We start from the raw sequence: 21,964 nt of genomic DNA, 5'->3' as shown, positions 1-21,964 counted from the left end.
GCGGGGCGCTGCGAGCGCTGCACCGGAACGGTGCTGTCGGGGTGTCCGCCGGTGTGTCCGGGGCGCGGGTGGGGCCCGCTCTGGAAACGTCGCAGGTGACACCATGAAGGCGGATCAATGGGCGAATCGCAATCCAAGCGTTCCGGGGGAGCGGGCCGGGCGCCGGCGGCCGGCCCGGTGGTCGGGATCGGCTGGGCGGGGTGGGCCGGGTTCGGGGCGGTGGCGGTGGGCGTGCTGCTGTGCGGGCTGGGCTGGTACGGCGTCTCCGGCGAGGCGCTGGTGTCCCGGCAACTGCCGTACCTGGCCTCGGCTACGGCGCCGGGCGTGGCGCTGATCGTGGCGGGGGCGGTGCTGCTGGGCTCTCCGGGGGCGGGGGCGGGGGTGCGTCGGGCCGCTCGGGGCGGGCCGGCGGTGGCGGACGACACGCCGCCTGCGGGGGCCGAGCCCGGAGCTCCGGTGGGGGTGGACGGGGGCACGCTGTACCACCGGGCCGGGTGCCCGCTGGTGGCGGGGAAGGCCGGCGTACGGGTTCTGGCAGCAGCGGACGGGCGCAGCGCCTGCCCGGTCTGTCTGCCGGGCGGTCCCGACGCCTGGCCCGACGCCTGGCCCGGCGCGCGGGAGGGCGACGGGTGAGCGGCGGCTTCGGACTGGCCGTGGATCTGGCGCTGGCCGGGCTGACGGTCGGTAGCGCGGCGGCGTTGAGCGGGATCGGCCTGGTCGTCACCCACCGGGCGACCGGGGTGCTCAACCTCGCGCAGGGCGCCCAGGCGATGGCCACGGCCTACCTGCTGCGCCACCTGGTGGTGGACCGCCACTGGCCGGTCGGATGGGCCGCCCTCTGCTGTCTGCTGCTGGTCGCGCCCGCCTCCGGGGTGCTGCTCGACCTGCTGGTGTTCCGCCCCTTGCAGTGGCGTGGCGCGGGCCCGGCGGAGACCATGGTGGCGGCCGTCGGCGTGTTCGTGCTGCTGGTCGGCACCGTCGTGCTGCTGGCCGGGCCCACCCCGCACGCCGACGCGCCGTCCCTGGCCCCCACCGGGGTGCTGCACCTGTTCGGCGGTCACCAACTGCGGCTGGACACCGCGCTGCAGCTCGCCGTGGTCGTCCTGCTGGCCCTCGGCGTATCGGCCGTCAGCCGGCTCACCGCCTTCGGGCGGGAGCTGCGGGCCGTGGTCGACAACCGGCGGCTGGCCGAACTGGCCGGGGTCGACGCCGACCGGGTCTCCGCCGTCGGCTGGGCCTTCGGCTCCGCCACCGCCGGGCTGGTCGGCGTGCTGCTCGCGCCGTCCCTGCTGCTCGACCCCTACGGCCTGCCGCTGCTGGTGATGGAGACGATGGCCGTCGCGGTGGCCGCGCGGCTGCGCGGACTGCCGACGGCCGTACTCACCGGCCTGGCGCTCGGCGTGCTGCAGAGCGAACTGACCAGGGTCCGGCCGGACAGCAGCACGCTGCTCCCGCTGGTGCAGTCGGTGCAGGCCAACCTGTTCGTGGTCGCGCTGCTGCTCGCGGCGCTCCGGGGCGGTGGCGGCGGGCAGGCCGAGCCGGCCGAGCGGCCGCCGGTGCGGCCGGTGGTCGCCCTGCCCGCCTCGGTCGGGGCCGCCGGGCAGGTGCTCTGCCTGGCCTCGGCCGCGCTGCCGCTCGCCCTGCGGGCGGACGCGCTGCGGCAGGCGCTGCCGGTACCGGCGCTCGCGTTGGTGCTGCTCTCCGTCGTGGTGGTCACCGGCTACGGCGGTCAGATCTCACTCGGCCAGTCGGGGTACGCGGGGCTCGGGGCCTTCGGCACGGCGCTGCTGATGTCCGGGCGGGTGCCGGGGGTGCCCGTGCTGCCGGCCGGGTGGGCGCTGCTGCTCGTCGTGCTGCTCACGGCGCCGCTCGGGCTGCTCACCGGATGGCCGGCGATCCGCCGCAGCGGGCTCGCGCTCGCGCTGGTCACCTTCGCCGTCGGGGTGGCGGTCAGCCGGTTCGTCTTCCAGCAGCCGTACGCCACGGCCGGGCTGACGCTGGACCGTCCGGCGGGGCTGGCGGGGGACCGGGCCTTCTACGGCTTCGAGCTGGTGCTGCTGGCCCTCGGGCTGCTGGTGGTGCGTGCCGTGCACCGGGGGCGGACGGGCCGGGCGCTCGCCGCCGTTCGGGACCACCCGGCCGGTGCGGAGGCCGCCGGGGTGGCGGTGCCCCGGGTGAAGCTGCTCGCCTTCACCGTCGGCGCCGGGCTGGCCGCGCTCGGCGGCGGCCTGCTGGGCCAGGCGGGGCGGGCCTTCGACGCGGCGGTGTTCGACCCGGTGCAGGGGCTGCTCTGGTTCGCCACGGTGGTGGTGGCCGGGGCCGACAGCGCGGCGGGGGCGGTGCTGGCCGCCGCGCTGCTGGTCGGGCTGGACGCGGGGACGGCGCCGGGGGTGTCGGCGGTGGTGGTCGGGGTGCTCGCGGCGGGGCTCGGGCGGCTGCCGGGGGGAGTGGGCGGGGCGGTTTCGGCGGCGGTGGCGCGGGCGCTGGGTGTCGGGGGCTGGAGCCTGGGGCGGCGTGGGGCGCAGTGGTGAGCCGGGGCGGGCTGCGGCTGACGGCCCGGGGGGTGGTGCGGCGGTTCGGCGGGGTGCGGGCGGTGGACGGGGTCGACCTGGTGGCCGAGCCGGGGCGGATCACGGCGCTGGTGGGGCCGAACGGGGCCGGCAAGAGCACGCTCTTCGCCTGCCTCAGCGGGGCCGAGCGGCCGGACGCCGGGCGGGTGCTGCTCGGCGGACGGGACGTCACCCGGTGGCCGCCGCACCGGCGGGCCCGGCTCGGGCTGGCGCGGACCTTCCAGCAGCTGGCGGTCTTCCCGAGCCTGACGGTGGCCGAGCACCTGCGGCTGGGGGCCGAGCAGGCCGGGCGGGGCGCGGAGTGGGTTCCCCCGGCGGGGGCGCTGCTCGAGCTGCTCGGCCTGTCGGGTGTGCGGGACCGCCGGGCGGCGGAGCTGGGGACCGGCACGCTGCGGATGGTCGAGCTGGGGCGGGCGCTGGCCGGCGGGCCGGAGGTGCTGCTCCTGGACGAGCCCGCGGTGGGGTTGGACGCCGCCGAGGCGGCGCGGCTGGCGACGGTGCTGCGGGCGCTGGCGGCGGAGGGGCTGGCGCTGCTGGTGGTGGAGCACGACACGGAGCTGGTGGGCGCGCTGGCGGACGTGGTGTACCTGCTGGCGGCGGGGCGGGTGGCGGCGCGGGGGCCGGCCGCGGTGGTGCTGGGTACAGGCGAGGGGGTGCAGCCAGGTGGAGGGTGAAGAGTGGTGCTGGCAGGCTGTTGTGGGTCTTGGCGGGGGCCGAGGATGGTGACGCAAGGTCGGGTACGGCCGATCTGCGGGTTCCGTTCCTGAAAGGACTATCGCTGATGACTGCTGTGACACCCCGACGGCGGGCCGGGCCGTGACCCTCCAGGCCGAACTGTGCGGAGCCCGCGCCGGGTACGGCCCGGTGGAGGCCCTGCACGGCATCGACCTGCCCGTCCCCGCCGGCTGGACCACCGTCCTGCTGGGGCGCAACGGATCGGGGCGCACCACCACCCTGCACACCATGGCCGGTCTGCTGCCGCTGACTGCCGGTCAACTCCGCTGGGAGGGACGGGACATCGGCGGGTTGCCCACCCACCGTCGGGCCCGGCTCGGTCTCACCCTGGTCCCGTCCGACTCCGCCGTCTTCCCGACTCTCACCGTGGCCGACCACCTCCGGCTCACGCCAGGCCCGTCCGATACCGATCCGACGGAGCTCTTCCCCGAGCTTCGGCCCCTTCTCGACCGAAAGGCAGGTCTCCTCTCCGGTGGCCAGCAGCAGCTCGTCGCCCTGGCCCGCGCCCTGTCCGCAGCCCCCCGCCTGCTCCTGCTGGACGAGCCCGAGCGCGGCCTGTCCGCCGCCAACACCGCACGTCTCCACCGAGCCCTGCGGGCCCGGGCCGCCGAAGGCCGCACCACGGTCCTCACAGCTCGGACCCTGCCGGCCTCCCTGCCACCCCGGTGCCTGGTCCATGTCCTGCGCCGGGGCCGGATCGCCTGGTCCGGCGAGCCCGGGGAGGTGGATCTGCGGGCAGCCGGCTGACATGGCGTCAGCCGGCTGCCCGAGCGAATCAGAAGATGAACACGTCGCCGGTCTTCTTCGTCAGCGCGGAGGTGTTGTTGAAGGTCTCCGAGTAGTTCACCGAGGTGCTGCCCCAGTTACCGGTGGCGGTAGCGGTCACCGGGGCGACCTGGGCGGTCGGCAGCCAGGTGGGGTGGACGTTGAGCAGGGTGAAGTCACCGTTCACCGCGGCAAGCTCCTGACAGGCGGCGGTGGGGTCCGTGACGGTCCCGTTGCCGTTGATGTAGGTCTGGCCGTTGACGTCGATCCCACGGACGCAGTTCAGCGAGGCCGAGGTGGTCACGCCGTTGGCGTCGGTCTTGGCGAGCTGTAGCGAGCCCAGCAGGACGGGCATGCTCACGCGTTCGGTGCTCGCCTGGGCCACCCCGCCCGAGAGGATCAGGGCTGCAGCGGCAGCGAGGACGGTGCCGGCGGTGGTCATGGTCTGACGCATAGTCATGCCTTTCGTCATGTCGCCGTACGTTCGTGACGGGCGACTTGGTGAAATGAAGACGGTGCAGGTGGAGAGCGCAGAGCTCTCCCGGGCGGCAGTTGTGGAGCCCCCTGGGCGCACCAAAACCGCACCCCTGGGCGGTGGTTCAGCCCGGGGCGCGAAGATCAGACTAGGCGGATCATGAGGAGCTTGATCAGCTCCTGACAGGTAATTGATCATTAACTTCTGATGAACCGTCAGTTGACGCGGTCATTTCATGAGCGTCGCGTCGAGCCGCCGCCGGAGCATCGTCGGTCTGTGCTCCCCTGCAGTGCGGAGGGAGGGATCGATGCCATCGCGTTCCGGTGCCGCCGACGGGTGGGTGTTGACGGTGGTGGCCGTGGTCGCCTTCGCCGCGGTGCCGACTCTGGTCTCGGGGTGCAGGTCCAGCCCCCCCGGGTCGGTGGCGAGAGCTCGGCTATCGTGACCTGCTGAGATGTTGATCAGGGGGGAATCAGGGCATGAAGAAGCACGGATGTCTGTCGATCCTGGCGATCGTCGTGGGGCTGCTGGCCGTCCTGGGCTGGTACACGGTGGAGAAGTTCGACGAGTGGGATGAGGAGGACAGGCCGGTCGCGGTATCCGATCCCCGGGTGTGTGCGGGGACCAGAGGCAACAACCTCTCTCTCGCCGACGCGACCATGCACTTCCACCTGGTGCTGCCCGGCACCGTCACCGGCCTGACGTTCACCTCGAACGCGGGCGGGCTGCAGGGGGAGAGCGACCTGACCCTGAGGTTCACCACCACGCCGGACGACCTCAAGATGTTCCTCTCGGCCAGTCGGTTCCCGACGGCCACCACAGCCGGCCCGACGGCGTCCCCCGGCTCCCCGGCACCGCAAGGCCCCGGTACCGGCCCGTGCCATCTGCATGCGCCGTGGGGCCTCGCCAGGATCGAGGACACGGACAAGGTCTCCGCCGCCACCCGCACCGTGACGGTGGACAGCGTGACGGATCCGGCCCACCCCGTGGTCTGGTTCGAGGGCATGGACCTCTGAGCCGCTCCGCTCGGTGCCCGCCCCCGGGACGGTTCTCGGGGAGGTCCTGACGGCGTTCGGGGTGAGACCGGGGCCTTCCCCGAAGAGGTGGGTGACGGTATGACCGGCTGGTCACCCGGCGGCGGTCGGCCGCAGGGGAGTTGAGCGGGAACTCCCTTGCACCCGGAGGCAGAGGGTCGCTAGGGTCGTTCGTGTGACTACCGGGTCGGCCTTGGGCCATGCACGAGTGGGTTGCCCGGTCTCTCCGTGAGGCCGGGGCGGGCGAGAAGCCCGCCGTTGTTCTCCGTGTCCCAGCTCCCGGGGCCCCGCGTGTGGTGCGGCGCTCCGTTCCAGAAGCTCACGAGACCGGAGGTACAGCCACCCTTGTCGTACGATCAGCAGATTTTGAACCAGCCCGAACTGTCCGTCTCCCGCGTGCAGTTGAACCACACCGCCGTCTATGCCCGGGACAGGCAGCGCTCCGCCGAGTTCCTCGCCGGGATCCTGGGGCTGGTGGTCGGAGCCCCGTTCGGGCCCTTCGTGCCCGTCGAGCTGGGCAACGGCGTGACGCTCGACTTCTACGAGAAGCGGGACGAGTCGATCCAGTCGCAGCACTACGCCTTCCTGGTGCCTGACGACCGGTTCGATGCCGCGATAGCGCGCCTGGAGTCGCTCGGGGTCACCTACTGGGCCGACCCGTACCGGCGCGGGCCCGCCGGCCAGGTCAACGACCTGTTCGGCGGCCGCGGGGCCTACTTCGACGACCCCGACGGGCACAACATGGAGATCATGACCAGGCCGTACGTCCGGCCGTAGGGCGGGAGCCGAAAGGCCCTTGCCAGGGGGCGGCGGAGTGACGTTAAGGTAGGTGGCATGTCGCACCTGTCGTGTCAGAGCTGGTGGCGCTCCTCCTAGGAGCGGCCACTCTGCATGCATGACCTCGGGCCGTTCGGACGGACGGCCCGGGTGTGAGGAATTCTCCGATCCCGATCATGCGGGGCCGTGCTGTCCGGTGGCCTTCCTGCCCACCTCGCACGGATCAGGAGATCCTGATGACCACCACCACCGTCACCACCACTGTCACTGCCACCGCGCCCGCCGGACCCGTCGCCCCCGCCGTACCGCTCGCCGCCGAGCAGCAGCGCACCGCCGAGCTGGAGGAGCTGATCCGGCGTCAGCCCGGCCGGTTCCGGGTACTGACCGGGGACCGGCCGACCGGTCGGCTGCATCTGGGGCACTACTTCGGCACCCTGCTGAACCGGGTCCGCCTGCAGGAGCTCGGCGTGGAGACCTTCGTGGTGATCGCCGACTACCAGGTGATCACCGACCGCGACGTGGCCGACCGTCTCGGGGAGCACGTCGAGAACCTGCTGCTCGACTACCTCGCCGTCGGCATCGACCCGGCCCGCAGCACCGTCTTCACGCACAGCGCCATCCCCGCGCTCAATCAGCTGCTGCTGCCCTTCCTCAGCCTGGTCTCGGTGGCCGAGCTCGGCCGCAACCCCACCGTGAAGGACGAGATCGCCCACTCCCGGCAGTCCTCGGTGAGCGGGCTGATGTACACCTACCCCGTGCACCAGGCGGCGGACATCCTGTTCTGCAAGGCCAACCTCGTCCCCGTCGGCCAGGACCAGCTGCCCCACGTGGAGGTCACCCGCACGATCGCCCGCCGCTTCAACGACCGCTACGGGACGACGACTCCGGTCTTCCCGGAGCCGGACGCGCTGCTCTCCGCCGCCCCGTCGCTGCTCGGCACCGACGGCGGCAAGATGAGCAAGAGCCGCGCCAACTCGGTCGCGCTGTCCGCCACCGCCGACGAGACCGCCAGGCTGATCCGGGGCGCCAGGACCGATGTCGAGCGGCACATCACCTACGACCCGGTCGGCCGCCCCGAGGTGGCGAGCCTGGTGCTGCTCGCCGCGCTCTGCCGGGAGGCCGATCCGCACGCGATCGCGGCGGAGATCGGCGACGGCGGAGCGGCGGCGCTCAAGCGGGTGGTGACCGAGGCAGTCAACGAGCGGCTGGCACCGGTGCGGGCCCGGCGGGCGGCGTTCGCGCAGGACAAGGGCGAGCTGCGCCGGATCCTGCGCGAGGGCAACGAGCGGGCGGGGGCGGTCGCCGAGGTGACGCTGCAGGAGGTGCGGGCGGTGATGGGGGCCGTCTACGTCTGAGGGGCGATGCGGTGGCGGGCGGTGCGGCGCAGCGAGAGCAGGCTGAGCAGACCCATCAGGGCGACCACCCCGGTGGAGACCAGGAAGGCGGGTGAGCCCGGCGAGCTCGCGTTGGCGCCCGCGATCACGATCGCGGCGGTGCCCGGCAGCACGCCGAGTGCCGTCGCGATCGTGAACGGCAGCGCCCGCACCCCCGAGAAGGCGGCGCCGTAGTTGGCCGCCTGGAACGGCATGCCCGGGATCAGTCGCAGCAGTAGTACGCTGCGGAAGCCCTGGTCGGTGAGCCGCCGGTCGAGGGCGGCGAGCGCCTTGGCCTTGAGCAGCGGCCGCAGGGCGTCCCGGCCGAGGGCGCGGCCCAGGCCGAAGGCGAGCAGTGCGCCCAGGGTCGTCCCGGCGACGGCCAGCGGCAGGCCCAGCCGGCTGCCGAGGAGCAGTCCGGCGGCGGCGTTGAGCGCGGGCTTGGGCACGAAGGCCAGCGTCCCGAGGGCGTACACCGCGACGAAGACCGGCAGCCGCCAAGGGCCCGTGCCACCGCCGGCCAGCAGCTCGGTCGGCCGCCAGAGCAGCAGCGAGCCCGCCGCGGCGGCGAGGATCAGCACGAGCAGCCCGAGCCGAAGCCACGGCAGACGGGCGGCGGCAGGCTGGTCGAGGTCGGTACGCACCCGGTGAGCATAGGGCCTGTCCGACGGATCAGGTCGAGCCGGCGGCCGCCGGGCCTCCCCGTCCGGCCTGCATACAATGAGAACTTTTCATCCTGAATGCGCGGGTGGGACGGGGTGGCCTGGGGTCGGTCGGGTGTGATCGCGCCGGTCGTGGGCCGTGATCGCGGCGCTTGATCGTCTGTCAGCGGGTGATCTCGGCGCGGGTCAGCACCAGGAGCGCGCAGCAGCGTGGTGGCGTGGGTGGCGTTCATCCGGACCTTGGTGAGGATGCGCCGGTTCTTGAGGCCGGCGAAGCCGTGCTCGTCGTCGGCGCGCCTCCCGGTGATGATCACCGGATTGTTGGGGCCGTCGTCGAGCGCGGTGAAGCCCAGGTCCCCGATCGCGCCGAGGCCGGCGGCGCGCAGCTTCGCGCAGATCTTGTTGTGCCTCGCGGCGGTCAGGTCCGAGGCGCGGCCGGGTCTGGCCGCCGAGATCCACAGCAGGTTCCCGCGCTCGTCGGTGACGGCCAGGAACAGCAGCCCGTGGGCCTTGTGCTTCCCGGAGGAGTCGCGCCGATCCTGTCTACCGGTGCGGCGTCTGGTGCGCACCAGGGTGCCGTCGATCAGTACCACCTCGCCGCCGGATCGGGTTATTGCGTGAAGGGCACGGACCAGTCTCGGGGCACGGGCCGCCAGCAGCCCGATCACCTCCAGGACCCAGCGGCTGCCGATCGCTTCCATCCGGCCCCGGAGCAGGTCGGCGACCATCGTGACGGTGGCGTTGCTCAGGGGCAGTCGCGACTGGTACACCGGGAAGCCGGCGCCCCCGGCGCGGGAGTTCTTGTTCACACCTGAACCTGCTCGCGCAGCAGGCCCCTGCGCTCGACGAGCCGGTCCGACACCGACTTCCGACCCCCTCAGTTGCGGGGAGGCCGGCTTGTCGGTGCTCGGATCTAGTATGCGGGGCATGACGCGATATGTGGACGAGGATCTGCACGGTGTGGAGTTCCGCGAGTGCGATCTGAGCGGGGCACGCCTGATCGGCGTTGTCATGCAGGATGCCGTGATCGACGGGTTCGTCGCCAACCTCGTGGTCAACGGTGTCGAGGTCAGCGAATACGTCGAGGCAGAGCTCGACCGGCGTCATCCGGTGCGGGTGCTGATCCGCTCCGAGGACCCTGGCGATCTTCGCGAGGCATCGCGTCAGCTCCATGCCGGCTGGGCCGCCACGATCGAGCGAATCCGCCGCAGGCCCGGCATCGAGCGTCGCAGCGTGAACGACGAGTGGTCGGCGGTGCAGACGATGCGCCACCTGGTCTTCGTCCACGACTCGTGGTTCCGCCGCTGCTGCCTGGGCTCGACGGAGCTGTTCACACCGATGGGCACCGGGACGACCGTCGAGCCCTACCGTGGAGCGCACGGGCTTGACCTCTCGCTCGATCCGACCCTCGACGAGATCGTGAGCGTGCGTGACGCGCAGGCCGCCGAGCTTGAGGCCTGGCTCGACGAGGTCACCGCCGTGCAGCTCGCAGAGCGAGCGCCGGTGCCTGACGACGATGTCTGGCCGCCGTACGCCCGGGGCCGCTTGGTACGGCAGTGCCTCGCCACGGTGCTCAACGAGACCTTCGAACACCACGGCTTCTGCGTCCGCGACCTCGACCTGATCGAAGCACAGGACGCCGAGTAGGGCCGGCTACGGACTCAGGATCTTTGCGGATGCGGGCATCACCGGCCGTCCGCGCGGTGCCGAGCTGCTGGGCCCAGAGCCGGACGCGGTACGTCTCGAGCATCCGGCGGGCCTGACCTAGGTGCCGGGCAGGGCCGGCGGCCGGCGGGTGTACGGCGAGCTCGGGTGCGCACCAGACGCCGCACCGGTAGACAGGATCGGCGCGACTCCTCCGGGAAGCACAAGGCCCACGGGCTGCTGTTCCTGGCCGTCACCGACGAGCGCGGGAACCTGCTGTGGATCTCGGCGGCCAAACCCGGCCGCGCCTCGGATCACGGCCCACGACCGGCGCGATCACACCCGACCGACCCCAGGCCACCCCGTCCCACCCGCGCATTCAGGATGAAAAGTTCTCAATGGAGTACCGCGGCGGGGGCGACCTGCTCCGCCGGGCCGGGTGCGGGGTCAGCCAGGGAGGCGGTCCAGGGCGGTGAGGACGGGGAGGGCGCCGTCCTCGGCGGCGAGCCGGGCCGCGAGGGTGCGGGCGCGGGTGGTGAAGGCGGGGTCGGTGGTGGCGGCGCGGAGGGCGGCGGCCAGCGAGTCGGCGTCGAGGCGGCGCAGCGGGAGGGCCTGCGGGGAGACGCCGAGGGCGGTCAGCCGGGCGGCCCAGAAGCCGGCGTCGAACTGGACCGGGAGCGGCACGCTCGGGACTCCGGCGCGCAGGCCCGCCGCCGTGGTGCCCGCGCCCGCGTGGTGGACGACGGCGGCCGTGGCGGGGAAGAGCAGGCTGTGCGGCAGGTCGTCGACGGTCAGCAGATCGTCGGCCTCGGCGTGCAGCCCGCTCCAGCCCCGCTGCAGGATGCCGCGCAGCCCCGCCGCCCGCAGGGCGCGGACGAGGGTGCGGCTGACGGCGGCCGGGTCGGGGACGGTGGCGCTGCCGAGCCCCACGAAGACCGGTGGCGGTCCGGCGGCGAGGAAGTCGGCGACCCGCGGCGGGAGTTCCGCGGCGGGCGGGTCGTGCGGCCACCAGTAGCCGGCCAGGCTGAGCCCGGGGCGCCAGTCGTGCGGGCGGGGGACGACCAGTTCGCTGAAGCCGTGCAGGACGGGGGTGTCGCGCCGGTCGCGGGCCCGGCGGGCGCGGCGGAGGCTGGTGGGCGGCAGACCCAGGCGGGTGCGCATGGTGCGGTCGGCCTCGGTGAAGATGCTGTCGACGGCCGCGCTGACGGCCAGCCCGGCCCAGCGGTTGCCCGCCCGCCCCCAGGAGTGCGCGCCGAGCACCGGCGGGGCGAACTCGGCGGTGGCGGTGAGCGGCTGGAGGTAGAGGCCGAGGCCCGGCAGGCGCAGGCCCTCGGCGATGGTGTGGCCGAGCGGGGCGAGGGAGCTGGAGAGGAGCAGCACGTCGTGCCCGGGCGCGGCCGCCAGCAGCGCCTCGGCGAGGTCGCCGACCAGGCTCCGGGCCAGCGCCACGACCCGGGCGAGCTTGCCCACCCCGCCCCGGCTGCGGTGCAGCCCCTGCCCCTGGGCGGAGGCCAGCTGCTCGCGCGGATCGACCGGGAGCGGGTGGAAGGCGAGGCCGGCCGCGGCCGCGAGCGGGCCGAAGCGCTCGTGCGTCACCAGGGTGACCTGATGGCCCGCCAGGGCGAGCCGGTGCCCGAGCCCGGTGTACGGCGCGACGTCGCCGCGCGAACCCGCTGTCATCAACGCGACCCTCATGGCTTCATGATGGCCGGTCGGCTCGTGGCGCGGCAGGGCGACGCGCGGCCGCCGCCCGGGGCCGCGATTCCGCTCCGGGACGGGGCGGTCAGAGCCGGGCGAGGTCGTAGCCGAGGTAGCCCAGGACCGGTAGGGCGCCGAGGTCCGTGATCGCGCCGACGGGGATGGAGTAGCCCTTGTTGACCAGCGGTTCGGCGGTGGCCGGGCCGGCGGTGAGCAGGAGGGCGGTGGCCGCGAGGGCGAGGGCGAGGGTCTTCATGGTCTGGAAACGAGCAGGCCGGGGCGGGGTTTCGGGTCAGGAGCCGGTGCTGCGGCGGCGGTGCTCGCCGCGCAGGACGAGCGCGGGCGCGGAGTCGTCGTAGGCGCCGCAGCCGGTGGTGGACCAGGGGGACCACTGCTGGGGCACGGAGAAGTACGGCACCAGCACGCGCGGGGAGTGGGGGCCGGTGGCCCCGGCGGGCAGGAGGGCGGGGAGGATGTCGGGCTGCTGGCCGGCCAGGATGGCCCGGCGGCAGTCCGGGCAGGCCGGGCGGCGGTCGGCCGCGGCCTCGCGGGCGCCGTGGTGCGGGCGCTGCCGGGCCTTCTTGCCGGGCCGGGTCGCGGTGGTGCGCGGCGGCACCGGCGGGTGGAGGGGGTTGTAGAAGCAGCGGACGGCGGGCGCGGCCGGGCGCGCGCCCGCGTGGCCGGCGTGGGCGGCGGCGAGCCGCTCGACGGCGCGCTCGGCCAGCACGACCGCGGCCGCGAGATCGGGGAGGTCGGCGGCCTCGTCCAGCAGGCGGCCCGCGGCTTCGTAGGCCTCCAGGGCCCAGAGGTAGTCGCGGCGCGGGGCCGCCTCCTCCGGCGGGAGCTGGAGCTCGGCGGCGCGGAAGATCTCGCCCGCGAGGGTGACGCGGTCGGCCGCGTAGGTGGTGAGGCGGTCGCGGATCACCTCCCACTCACGGAGGATCAGCTCCTGCTGCTCACGGGAGGGACCGCTGCGCGCGGGAGGTGACGGCTCGGTCTTGCGCAGCAGCTTGACGAACCACCAGCGGTGGAACACCTGACCTCCCCGTAGACGATCTCTGCGCCGACCATTCTGCGGCGGGGCAGTGACAGGCGGAAGGGCGGGGTGGGGGTCAGGCCGGGGAGCGGAGCGTCTTGAGGAGGGTGAGGTCGGCGGCGTGGCGGGCGCCCTCGACGCGGGCGGGGTCGTGGCGGCCGTCGGGGGTCTCGATGATGAGGGGCACGCCCTCGGTCTCGGGGTGGGTGAAGAGCTCGGCGAAGGCGGCGGAGCCGATGTGGCCCGCACCGATGTTGGCGTGGCGGTCCTTGCGGGCGCCCACCACGTCGAGGGAGTCGTTGGCGTGGATCAAGCGCAGCCGCCCGGGGCCGACGGCGGCGGTGAGCAGGTCGAGGGTGGCCTTGGTGCCGCCCGGCTCGGCGAGGTCGTGGCCGGCCGCGAAGGCGTGGCAGGTGTCGAGGCAGACGCCGACCTTGGGGTGGTGGTCGAGGGCCTGCGCGTACGCCGCGAGGTCCTCCATCCGGGAGCAGAGCGAGCTGCCCTGGCCGGCGGTCGGTTCGAGCAGCAGCCAGGGCGCGGCCTCGCCGAGGGCGTCCAGTTCGTCGAGCAGCGGCCGTACGTCCGCGCGTACCTGGGCCATCGCCTCCGCGTACCGCGAGCCGCCGCCGGGGGCCCGGCCGACGGCCGAGCCGGTGTGCACGACCACGCCGAGGGCGCCGATCGCGTGGGCGCGGTGCAGCGAGTGCCGCAGCGACTCGGCGGAGCGCTCGCGGGTGGCGTCGCTGTCGGAGCCGAAGTTGATCAGGTACGGGGCGTGCACGTAGGCGGGGATGCCGCGCTCGGCGCAGGCCTCGCGGAACTCGGCGTCCCTGGCCGGGTCGCCGGCCGGGGTGGCCCAGCCGCGCGGGTTGGCCACGAAGACCTGGACCGCCTCGGCGCCGACCTTCGCCGCGTACGCCAGCCCGGTGCCGGTGAGGCCGCGCCCGGCGACCGGGACGTGGGCGCCGACGGGGTTGCGGCGGGCGGCGGGGGAGGGACCAGCGGGGGAGGAGGGTGCGGCGGTCATGAGGTCGAGGATGTCACGCTGCCGTGCGCGGCCGGTCACGAGGGCCGGGCTCCCGGTCGTACGGGGCAGGCGGCCGGCCAGGGGCTGGAGGAGGGCGCGGCAGTGGGCGGGGGCTGACGGGACGGGCCTGGCGCCGGGGAGCCTGCGGGGCCTCAGAGCTCCCGGTCGGGAGTGAGCCCCGCGGTCATGCCGACCAGACCGACCAGCGAGACGACGGCGAGGCAGAGGGCCAGGGTGTTCTGGACGGCCGTGTGGCCGTCGAGCCGCGCGAGGAAGGCCTCCGTCCGGTCCGGGTGAGTGCTCGGGTCGAGGGCGCGCGGGTAGCGGCTGACTCGGCTGGGCAGCGCGAGGGCACGCTGCGCCGAGGAAGTCCCGGGAGCCGAGCCGTAGGTGGTCGCTCCGGTGAAGTGGCGGATCCCGGCCTGGCGGTTCACGTGGGTGTCGTTGTTCTCCAGGACCCAGAGGAACGGCGGACCGAACGCGAGCATGAAACTGGCGAGGATGGTGCCGATCGCCGCCCACCGCTCCGGGGCGGAGGCCGGGATGTGAGCGATCACAGTCTGCGGCAGCCAGCCGAGGGCGAGCCAGAGCAGCGACAGCAGGAAGGCGTCCTGGGAGGCGCTCGGGGCCGGCGGGTAGTCCGTCTCGTACTGCCGTCCAGCGGTGGCGAAGACCGCTGCGGTGGTCAGGACGGTCAGGGCGAGCACGAGCGCCGCGGCGAAGCCCCAGGCGAGCAGCGAATGGCTGGGCGCGGCCGTCCGGCCGTCGGGGCGGACCAGGCCGGTGAGGGACCAGTACACGGTCAGGCCGACCGCACCGGCGCCCGTGGTCACGGCGCACCGGGCGGCCGCCGAATCCAGCCGCCGCAGGTGGAGCCAGGCGCCGTTGCCGGCCATTCCCTCGAAGGCGAAGAGCATCAACAACACCGCCTGCACTGCGGCGAGAGGGTTGAAGACGCCGTGCTCGGCGACGGCAGCGCACAGGCAGGACAGCACGACCACCGAGGCGACGGCACACACCCAGGCCGGCCAGGTACTCGGCGGGGGAGGTGGGGCCGGGACCAAGGGCGGGCGGGGCCGGGGTCGGAAGGCCCGGCGGGCGCCGTCGGAGGCGAGGGGCAGGAGGAGGAGCAGGGCGCCCGCCGCCACGCCGCCGAACAGCGGGTTCCACGGGATCCGGACCTGGCCGGGCTGCCACCCCAGGGGGTGCCCGAGCGTGATGGCCAGCACCAGGATCGCGGCGAACGCCGAGACCGTGTACGCGGACAGCCGGATCCAGACTCGCCGTGCGGCCCGCTGCTGCCGTTCGCTCGGCCACCCCTCCGGCGTACGCAGGGCGGGATCGCCCTCGATGGCCTCCAGTTCGGTGAAGTCCTTCTTGAAGTACTGGAAGAACACCCCGCCGATGACCGCACCGACGATGGTGAGGAGGAAGCCGCCGGTGATGTACTCCGTGTCTGTCCGGGCGCCCAGCCAGGTGGCGAAGCCCGCCGAGGAGAGCACACAGGCCGAGATCCCGGCCGAGACGAGGTAGTGGCTGTCGACCTGGGCCTGGGCCTGGATGTTCGTCACGTTCTTCCTGAGCCACCGCAGTACGACGGCGCCGAGGGCGGCGGCAACCGGTGCGGCCAGCACCAGCCAGGTGGGGGCCGAGCGGTCGGTGGAGACCACCAGCGTGACGCAGCCGAACACCGAGCAGACGGCCAGTGCCTCGACTGCGGAGACGGAGGTGGTGGAGGTGACGGTGGCTGCCAGGCCCAGGCCCGCCCCGAAGGCGCACGCCAGCGCCGCGAAGTCCAACGCCCCCATGGACGGGTAGTCGTGGACGAGGACGAGGGTGAAGCAGGTGAGCAGGGCCGAGGTCACGAGCGTGTTCAGGAGCACCGGGCGGGGCCGGCCGGCGACCAGGCCGACCCCGACGACCAGGACGGCCGAGGCGATCGCCAGTTCGGTGAGGGTGGCGGCAGAACTGGTGGTCGTACCCGCGTGGGCGGCGTCGGCGACGGCCAGCCAGCCGTAGCCGGCCGCCGAGGCGAGCGCCACGCAGAACCAGGAGCAGGTGAGGGCCCGCTGCCTGGCCCGGTCCTCGGCGCGCCGTACCGCGACGGCGAAGTCGGTGCCGATCGCGGCGAAGAACGCGCAGGCGAGGCCGAGGAAGCAGGCGTGGTAGATCCCCGCAGCGGTGAACTCGTGCGGCCGGGGCAGCGTCCAGTTCGGTGTGGGGTGCGGGTCGGCGCGCCAGCTGAGGACGAGCGCTGCCCCGGCCGCCGCCCCCAGGGCGGCCGCGACGGCGACCTTCCGCCGGTCGAGCTGTCTGCGCAGCCGGATGGTCATGACCCGCAGGCAGAGCGCGAGCAGCGGGAGCAGCAGGCCGTCTCCCCAGGTGGCACTGCGGTAGGCGAACAGCCCGGGCATCCCGGCCGGTTGGCCGCCCAGGCGCCAGAACAGCAGGAGCGGGACGTACCCGGTCAGCAGCACGGCGAGCGGCCAGACCAGGACGCTGTACCTGACGTGCGACGGCTGCTCGGGCGCGGTCATGTCTTCAAGGTGCGCCGCGGCGGCCCGGGGCGCCAGGGGCTCGGCCGCAGAACGACCCGTTCGGGTGTCAGGCCCTGGGCCGCAGGGCGGTGGCGCCCAGGACCAGGCAGGCGGCGAGGGCGGTGACCACGCAGAAGGAGACGGTGAGCGAGCTGAGCTGGGCGATGCCGCCGATCGCGGCGGGGGCCACCAGGCCGGAGATGTAGGTGATGGTCGCGACCCCGGCGATCGACTGGCTGGGGTTGGGGCCGCTGTGCCCGGCCGCCGCGAAGGCGAGCGGGACGACGGTGGCGATGCCGACGCCGATCAGGGCGAAGCCCGGGATGGCCAGGTAGGGCGTGTCGGCGGCGGCCACCAGGGCACTGCCGAGGGTGGCCACGATGCCGCCGATCCGCAGGGTGGTGACCGGGCCGAAACGGCGGATCACCAGGTCACCGGTGAGGCGGGCGATCGTCATGGTGGCGGCGAAGGCGCTGGAGCAGGCGGCCGCGATCCCGGCGGAGGCACCGGTCACGTCGCGCAGGTAGACACCGCTCCAGTCCAGGCTGGCCCCCTCGGCGAAGACGCCGCAGAAGCCGACCAGCCCGACGGCCAGCGCCGAGCGCGGCGGCAGCGCGAAGCGGGGCGGGGCCTCGGTGCCGGCGGCCGGGCAGATGTCGAGCAGGCCGCCGCAGACCAGCTGGGCGAGGCCGGCCAGCACCAGGGCGGTGAGGCCGAGCTGCAGGCGCGGCTCGAACTGCTGGTTCGCGGCGAGCACGCCGAACCCGGAGGCGACCAGCACGCCGACGCTCCACATGCCGTGCAGTCCGGACATGATCGAGCGGCCGAGCCGCTGCTCGATCTCCACGCCTTGGGCGTTCATCGCCACGTCCGCCATTCCCGCCACCGCGCCGTAGCCGAGCAGCCCCGCCATCAGGGCGGGCAGGTTCGGGGCGAGGGCGGGCAGCGCGAGCGAGAGGCACCAGAGGGTGAGCAGCCCGCGCACGGCCAGCCGGCTGCCGTACCGGTGCACCACCCGGCCGGCCAGCGGCATCGCCACCGAGGCGCCGACGGCCGGGCAGAGCAGGGCGAAGCCGAGCTGGGCCGGGCTGAGGTGCAGGTGGTGCTGGATCCACGGGATGCGGGTGACGAAACTGCCGGTCACCGAGCCGTGCACGGCGAAGACCAGCGAGACCGCGATCCGGGCCCGGCTGACGGGCCCGCGCCGACCGGTCCGCGGCGGGCTGGTGAGTGTGGCCATGGCGATCTCTGTCCCCCTCCTGTGTGTGACAGCACCGTAAATTATCAGGAAGGAACCCTGATAGATAAGGCGGGCGGGGATTTCCGTCCGGAAAGATGTGCTCCCATGACCAGCATCCGCGCCGCCTCCCCGAGTCGGGCCGCCACCCCCAGCACCGCCCGCGCCATCAACGACCGCCTGGCGCTGGACCTGCTGCTCGACCGGGGCCCCCTGACCGCCCCCGAGCTGCGCACCCTCACCGGCCTGTCCCGGCCGACGGTGGCCGACCTGCTCGAGCGGCTGCAGCGCGGCGGCCTGGTCGCCGTCGCGGGGGAGAGCGGCGAGCAGCGGCGCGGGCCGAACGCCCGGCTGTACGGGCTGGTGGCCGACCGGGCGCACCTTGCCGGGATCGACGTGCGGGCCACCGGCGTGCGGCTGGTGGTGGCCGACCTGACCGGTCGCACCCTGGCCGGGGCCGAACTGCCCGCCGAGGGGCCGGAGCTGGTGGAACGGACGGTGCGCAGTCTGGCCGAGGCGGCCCGCACGGCCGGGGCCGAGCGGCTGCACACCGTGGCCGTCGGCGCGCCCGGCATGGTCGACCCGCGGACCGGCGACCAGCACTCCGACGGCCAGCCCGGCTGGCACGCCGAGCTGATCGCCGCGCTGCGGGCCGGTGCCCACGGCGGGCCCGCGCTGGCGGGCACCCGGGTGATCCTGGAGAACGAGGTCAACCTCGCCGGGATCGCCGAGCACCGCCTGGGCGCGGCCCGGGACCGGGACACCTTCGCGCTGCTCTGGCTCGGCCACAGCGTCGGCGGGGCGCTGATGCTGGACGGGCGCCTGCTGCGCGGTGTCTCGGGCGGCACCGGCGAGCTGTGCTACCTGCCGGTGCCCGGCACCGGCGGGCTGCCCACGGCCACCGCCAGCGACGGCGGCTTCCACTCCCTGGTGGGCAGCGAGGCGGTCTGCGCGCTGGCCCGGGAGTACGGCCGCCCGGTGCCGGAGGCCGGGCTCGGGGCGGGTCTGACCGGCCGTGGGCAGAGCGGGGTGGGGCTGGGCCCGGTGGCGCGGGCCGAGGTGGTGGTGCGGGCGGCGCTGGCGGCCGGGCCCGAGGGGCTGCCGTTCCTGGACGAGCTGGCCGGGCGGATCGCGGTCGGGGTGGCGGCGGTGTGCGTGGTGGTCGACCCGGGCTGCGTGGTGCTCGGCGGCGAACTCGGCCGGGCGGGCGGGGAGTTGCTGGCCACCCTGGTGGCCGGGCGGCTGGCTCGCCTGTCGCCGCTGCGGACGGAGGTCCGGGCCGGGACGGCCGGAGGCGGGGCGGTGCTGGCGGGGGCGGTGCTCACGGCCGGGGACGCGGCCCGGCGGGAGATCTTCGGCTGACGTCCGGTCAGGCGGCTGCCGGGGTCAGGGAATCGGTCCGGCGGGAGATCTTCGGCTGACGGCTGGTCAGGCGGCGACCGGGGCCGGGTAGTCGGGCAGGTCGATGGCTCCGGCCTTGGCGAACTGGGCTGCGAGGATGGTGCGCATCGGCCAGTGCGTCATGGTGCGCATCGAGAGTGCGCGCAGGTGGATGGCGAGCGCGCTGTGCGGGGCGTACCCGCCCGCGCCGCCGGGCGGGAGCTCCTGGGCCTGGGCCACGTAGGGGCGCATGAGCTCGTCGTAGCGGCGGAAGGCCCGGCGGTGGTCGCCGCCCGCGGCGGCCAGCTCGCCGGCCAGGACGTACGCGCCGACAAGGACGCGGCGGCGGCCAAGGACCGCGCGGCCGCGGCCCAGAAGGCGCTGAACGCCGCGATGGCGAAGTCGGCCGCCGCGGACGCCGCGGCCGATGCCGCCACCGGTACGAGCGCGGCGGAGAGCGCGAAGGCGGCGGCCCAGGCGGCCGCCGGCGAGGCGGTGGCGGCCGGCCAGGCCGCCGACCAGGCGGAGATCGACGCGGACAACGCCGAGAACGCCGCCGTGTCGGCCCGGGCCGCTGCCACCACCAGCACGGCGGCGGCCAACAAGTCCTCGGCGGCGGCCAGGGTCGCCGACGCGGCGGCCGCCACCACGCGGGCCAACGCCGCCCAGGGCGACGCCCTGGCGGCCGAGGCGATCAACCAGGCCCAGGTCGCCAAGCAGAACTCGGACGCGGCGAACGCCCTGGCCAAGCAGGCGGCCAAGGACTCGGCCGACGCCAAGGCGGCGGCCGACGGGGCCAAGAAGGAGGCCGACGGCGCCGTCTCCGACGCCGCCACCGCCTCCGGCCAGGCCTACGCGGCCTCGCAGCAGGCGGAGATCGCCCGGGACACCGCGAACGCGGTGACCGCCCCGGCGGACCAGGCGATCGAGCTCGGTATCACCTTCGCGGCCACCGACGCCACGGCCGGTCTCTCGGTCGCGGTGGCGGACACCGCGAAGACGCTCGCGGAGCAGGAGGCGGCGGTCGCCGACTTCCGGGCCGCCGAGGCGGCGGCCTTCGCGGCGGCGGCCCAGGACGCGGCCAACCGGGCCACCGGTGACGCCAAGCTGGCGGCCCAGGCGGCGGCGGACGCGGCGGCCTCGGCCGCCAAGGCCTCCCGCGCGGCGGCCAACGCCCTCAAGTCGGCGGCCCAGGCGGCGGCCGACGCGAAGGACACCAAGGCGGTCTCGGAGCGGCTCGACGCGATCAACCTCCAGACCGAGGGCGACGCGTGGAAGGCCGACCAGTCGGCCGCCTCGGCGCAGAACGAGGCGGCGGCCGCCCGCGCGGCGGCCACCGACAGCGAGAAGGACGCGGGCGCGGCCCGGACGGCGGCGACCAACGCGCGGGACTCGGCCGACGACGCCGCGTCCTCCGCCGCCGACGCCCAGAAGTCGGCCGACTCCGCCCAGCAGGCGGCCAACTCGGCCCAGGCCGACGCCAAGGACTCGGCGCAGCTCGCCGAGGGTGCGGCCCAGTTCGACCGGAACCCGCCGTCGGCCGGGGACCACACGCCGGACAACGAGTTCCCGGGGCTGACCCTGGAACCGATCGACATGAAGCAGGAGGCCCACGCCACCGACCAGTGCAAGTGGAACCCGGAGCATCCGATCCACTGCAGCCTGCCGGGCGATGTGCACATCTGGGGCAAGGCGATGGCCTTCATCGTCACCTGCGACATCCCGAACGCCACGGCCGAGGCCTGTGTCGCCACCGGCAAGTACACCAAGGACTCCCTGGGCCCCATCGACGTCGACGTGACGACCCACCAGGTCTTCGACGTCAACATGTGGGAGCAGGACGTCACGTTCGTCAAGACGCTGGCCTACGGGATGGTCAGCGACTTCGTCGGGTGCGTGAAGCACTTCGACATCACCAGCAGCGACTGCCTCTGGGCGATCGGGAGCATCGTGATCCCGGCCGCACTGAAGGTGGCGCTGCGGGCGGCGCTCACCATCCGCGCCGCGATGGTGATCGGCGACATGGTGGGCGCGGAGGCCGCGTACAACGTCCTGGTCCAGTCGGCCAAGGCCGCCGCGATCAGCATGACCACGCTGTCGAAGTTCACCGACGTGCTGAAGGCCGTCCGGATCCGCGGACTGCTCAAGGCGCTGCTGCCCTGCAACCCGACGCACAGTTTCGCGGCGGGCACCGGGGTCCTGATGGCGGACGGCAGCGTCAGGCCGATCCAGGACGTCCGGGGTGGTGACGAGGTCGAGAACGCCCGGCCCGGTGGCGGCACCGAGCGGCACCGGGTGGAGAACGTCTTCACCACCCGGACCGACACCGACTTCACCGATCTGACGATCGGTGGGCCGGACGGCCGGCAGAAGATCACCGGTACCCAGAACCACCCGTACTACGACCTGACCCGCCAGGCCTTCGTGGAGGCCTCCCGCCTCACCGTGGGCGACCGGCTGCAGACCGTCGACGGCTCGGTGGCGACGGTGCTGGCGGTGCGCAGCTACGTGGCCGCGATGGTCACGTACGCCCTGGGTATCAGCGACCTCCACACCTACTTCGTCGTCGCGGGCCGCACGCCGGTCCTGGTGCACAACTTCGACTGCCCGGTCGGGGTCACCGTCGAGGCGACGGCGGAGGGGATCACCATCGCGCACCCCGCGAGCGGGTCGATGACCATCGGTCTGCTCGACGCGCGGACCGGTACGCTGACCCTCGGGATGGACCGCCTGGAGGGGTCCACCATCTCGGGCAAGCAGATGTTCCAGATGGTGATGGACCACTTCGGGGACAAGGTCGAGATCATCCAGGGCAACTGGTCCTACGGGGACAACCTGGCCGCGTTCAACAAGCTGATCGCGGAGGGGATGCCCGAGAAGACGGCCGCCAGGGCCACGTGGACGGGCCAGCGGGCCGCCGACTACGGGTACACCAGCGTCCGGATCTCGCGGGCGGAGCCCGCCGCCGAGGGCGGTTACGCCCGAGTGTCAGCCGATTTCAGGAAGCCGTGAGA

General features: G+C 74.1%; 20 protein-coding genes and 1 pseudogene. 10 read left to right on the top strand and 11 right to left on the bottom strand.

Annotation, left to right across the window (positions count from 1 at the left end):
* Positions 1-117: 117 nt before the first annotated feature.
* From ABT095_RS01640 to ABT095_RS01625, 4 genes are all read left to right on the top strand, one after another.
* Positions 118-633, top strand: a complete 516-nt coding sequence (locus ABT095_RS01640; protein WP_350527213.1) for a hypothetical protein — start codon at positions 118-120, stop codon at positions 631-633.
* The gene (locus ABT095_RS01635; RefSeq protein WP_350527212.1) at positions 630-2,531 is read left to right on the top strand and encodes an ABC transporter permease subunit; all 1,902 of its coding nucleotides are present in this window, start codon (positions 630-632) and stop codon (positions 2,529-2,531) included. The genes ABT095_RS01640 and ABT095_RS01635 overlap by 4 nt, the downstream gene beginning before the upstream one ends.
* On the top strand, positions 2,528-3,244 hold the full coding sequence (locus ABT095_RS01630; protein ID WP_350527211.1) for an ABC transporter ATP-binding protein: 717 nt from the start codon (positions 2,528-2,530) through the stop codon (positions 3,242-3,244). The genes ABT095_RS01635 and ABT095_RS01630 overlap by 4 nt, the downstream gene beginning before the upstream one ends.
* A gap of 142 nt (positions 3,245-3,386) precedes the next feature.
* The gene (locus tag ABT095_RS01625) at positions 3,387-4,052 is read left to right on the top strand and encodes an ABC transporter ATP-binding protein (RefSeq protein WP_350527210.1); all 666 of its coding nucleotides are present in this window, start codon (positions 3,387-3,389) and stop codon (positions 4,050-4,052) included.
* A gap of 28 nt (positions 4,053-4,080) precedes the next feature.
* Here the strand turns inward: ABT095_RS01625 and ABT095_RS01620 are convergent, their stop codons facing one another.
* Positions 4,081-4,530: an SSI family serine proteinase inhibitor gene (locus ABT095_RS01620; RefSeq protein ID WP_350527209.1), complete on the bottom strand. Its 450-nt coding sequence runs from the start codon at positions 4,528-4,530 to the stop codon at positions 4,081-4,083.
* A 494-nt stretch (positions 4,531-5,024) separates the two neighbouring features.
* On the opposite strand from ABT095_RS01620, the gene ABT095_RS01615 reads away from it, so the two are divergent.
* The 3 genes from ABT095_RS01615 (at position 5,025) to trpS (ending at position 7,711) form a co-directional block, all read left to right on the top strand.
* Positions 5,025-5,561 carry a hypothetical protein gene (locus tag ABT095_RS01615; RefSeq protein ID WP_350527208.1) on the top strand — a complete coding sequence of 179 codons (537 nt, stop codon included), beginning with the start codon at positions 5,025-5,027 and terminating at the stop codon, positions 5,559-5,561.
* 363 nt (positions 5,562-5,924) lie between these two features.
* Positions 5,925-6,356, top strand: a complete 432-nt coding sequence (locus ABT095_RS01610) for a VOC family protein (protein ID WP_350527207.1) — start codon at positions 5,925-5,927, stop codon at positions 6,354-6,356.
* Positions 6,357-6,592: 236 nt separating this feature from the next.
* On the top strand, positions 6,593-7,711 hold the full coding sequence (gene trpS, locus ABT095_RS01605) for a tryptophan--tRNA ligase (protein WP_350527206.1): 1,119 nt from the start codon (positions 6,593-6,595) through the stop codon (positions 7,709-7,711).
* Here the strand turns inward: trpS and ABT095_RS01600 are convergent.
* Positions 7,702-8,373, bottom strand: coding sequence for a TVP38/TMEM64 family protein (locus ABT095_RS01600; protein ID WP_350527205.1), 672 nt, complete (start codon positions 8,371-8,373; stop codon positions 7,702-7,704). The two genes, trpS and ABT095_RS01600, sit on opposite strands and share 10 nt — an antisense overlap.
* On the bottom strand, positions 8,304-9,200 hold the full coding sequence (locus tag ABT095_RS01595; protein WP_350527204.1) for a transposase family protein: 897 nt from the start codon (positions 9,198-9,200) through the stop codon (positions 8,304-8,306). Before ABT095_RS01595 ends, ABT095_RS01600 begins: the two co-directional genes overlap by 70 nt.
* A 118-nt stretch (positions 9,201-9,318) precedes the next feature.
* On the opposite strand from ABT095_RS01595, the gene ABT095_RS01590 reads away from it, so the two are divergent.
* On the top strand, positions 9,319-10,038 hold the full coding sequence (locus tag ABT095_RS01590) for a DinB family protein (protein WP_350527203.1): 720 nt from the start codon (positions 9,319-9,321) through the stop codon (positions 10,036-10,038).
* Here ABT095_RS01590 and ABT095_RS01585 read toward each other — a convergent pair.
* The 7 genes and pseudogenes from ABT095_RS01585 to ABT095_RS01555 form a co-directional block, all read right to left on the bottom strand.
* Positions 9,965-10,177 (bottom strand): annotated as a pseudogene (locus tag ABT095_RS01585) (hypothetical protein); the annotation flags it as partial. The gene ABT095_RS01590 and the pseudogene ABT095_RS01585 overlap by 74 nt on opposite strands.
* 305 nt (positions 10,178-10,482) lie before the next feature.
* A complete protein-coding gene (locus ABT095_RS01580) occupies positions 10,483-11,730 on the bottom strand; it encodes a glycosyltransferase (protein ID WP_350527202.1) in 1,248 nt (415 codons plus the stop codon).
* An 88-nt stretch (positions 11,731-11,818) separates the two neighbouring features.
* Positions 11,819-11,989 carry a hypothetical protein gene (locus ABT095_RS01575; RefSeq protein ID WP_350527201.1) on the bottom strand — a complete coding sequence of 57 codons (171 nt, stop codon included), beginning with the start codon at positions 11,987-11,989 and terminating at the stop codon, positions 11,819-11,821.
* A gap of 36 nt (positions 11,990-12,025) precedes the next feature.
* The gene (locus ABT095_RS01570) at positions 12,026-12,769 is read right to left on the bottom strand and encodes a hypothetical protein (RefSeq protein WP_350527200.1); all 744 of its coding nucleotides are present in this window, start codon (positions 12,767-12,769) and stop codon (positions 12,026-12,028) included.
* Positions 12,770-12,845: 76 nt separating this feature from the next.
* A complete protein-coding gene (locus tag ABT095_RS01565; RefSeq protein ID WP_350527199.1) occupies positions 12,846-13,796 on the bottom strand; it encodes a deoxyribonuclease IV in 951 nt (316 codons plus the stop codon).
* A 152-nt stretch (positions 13,797-13,948) separates the two neighbouring features.
* Complete coding sequence (locus ABT095_RS01560) at positions 13,949-16,333, bottom strand: hypothetical protein (protein WP_350527198.1); 2,385 nt, start codon at positions 16,331-16,333, stop codon at positions 13,949-13,951.
* 67 nt (positions 16,334-16,400) lie between these two features.
* Complete coding sequence (locus tag ABT095_RS01555) at positions 16,401-17,573, bottom strand: MFS transporter (protein WP_350527197.1); 1,173 nt, start codon at positions 17,571-17,573, stop codon at positions 16,401-16,403.
* A 105-nt stretch (positions 17,574-17,678) separates the two neighbouring features.
* On the opposite strand from ABT095_RS01555, the gene ABT095_RS01550 reads away from it, so the two are divergent.
* Positions 17,679-18,932, top strand: a complete 1,254-nt coding sequence (locus ABT095_RS01550) for an ROK family transcriptional regulator (protein ID WP_350527196.1) — start codon at positions 17,679-17,681, stop codon at positions 18,930-18,932.
* 66 nt (positions 18,933-18,998) lie between these two features.
* Here the strand turns inward: ABT095_RS01550 and ABT095_RS01545 are convergent, their stop codons facing one another.
* Positions 18,999-19,202, bottom strand: coding sequence for a hypothetical protein (locus tag ABT095_RS01545; RefSeq protein WP_502884780.1), 204 nt, complete (start codon positions 19,200-19,202; stop codon positions 18,999-19,001).
* A gap of 30 nt (positions 19,203-19,232) precedes the next feature.
* Between ABT095_RS01545 and ABT095_RS01540 the strand changes: the two genes are divergently transcribed.
* Positions 19,233-21,962 carry a Hint domain-containing protein gene (locus ABT095_RS01540; protein WP_502884779.1) on the top strand — a complete coding sequence of 910 codons (2,730 nt, stop codon included), beginning with the start codon at positions 19,233-19,235 and terminating at the stop codon, positions 21,960-21,962.
* The last annotated feature ends 2 nt before the right edge of the window (positions 21,963-21,964 follow it).

It is taken from the genome of Kitasatospora sp. NPDC002227, assembly GCF_040296285.1.
Lineage (GTDB): Bacteria > Actinomycetota > Actinomycetes > Streptomycetales > Streptomycetaceae > Kitasatospora.
This window is presented reverse-complemented; position numbering and strand designations above follow the sequence as displayed.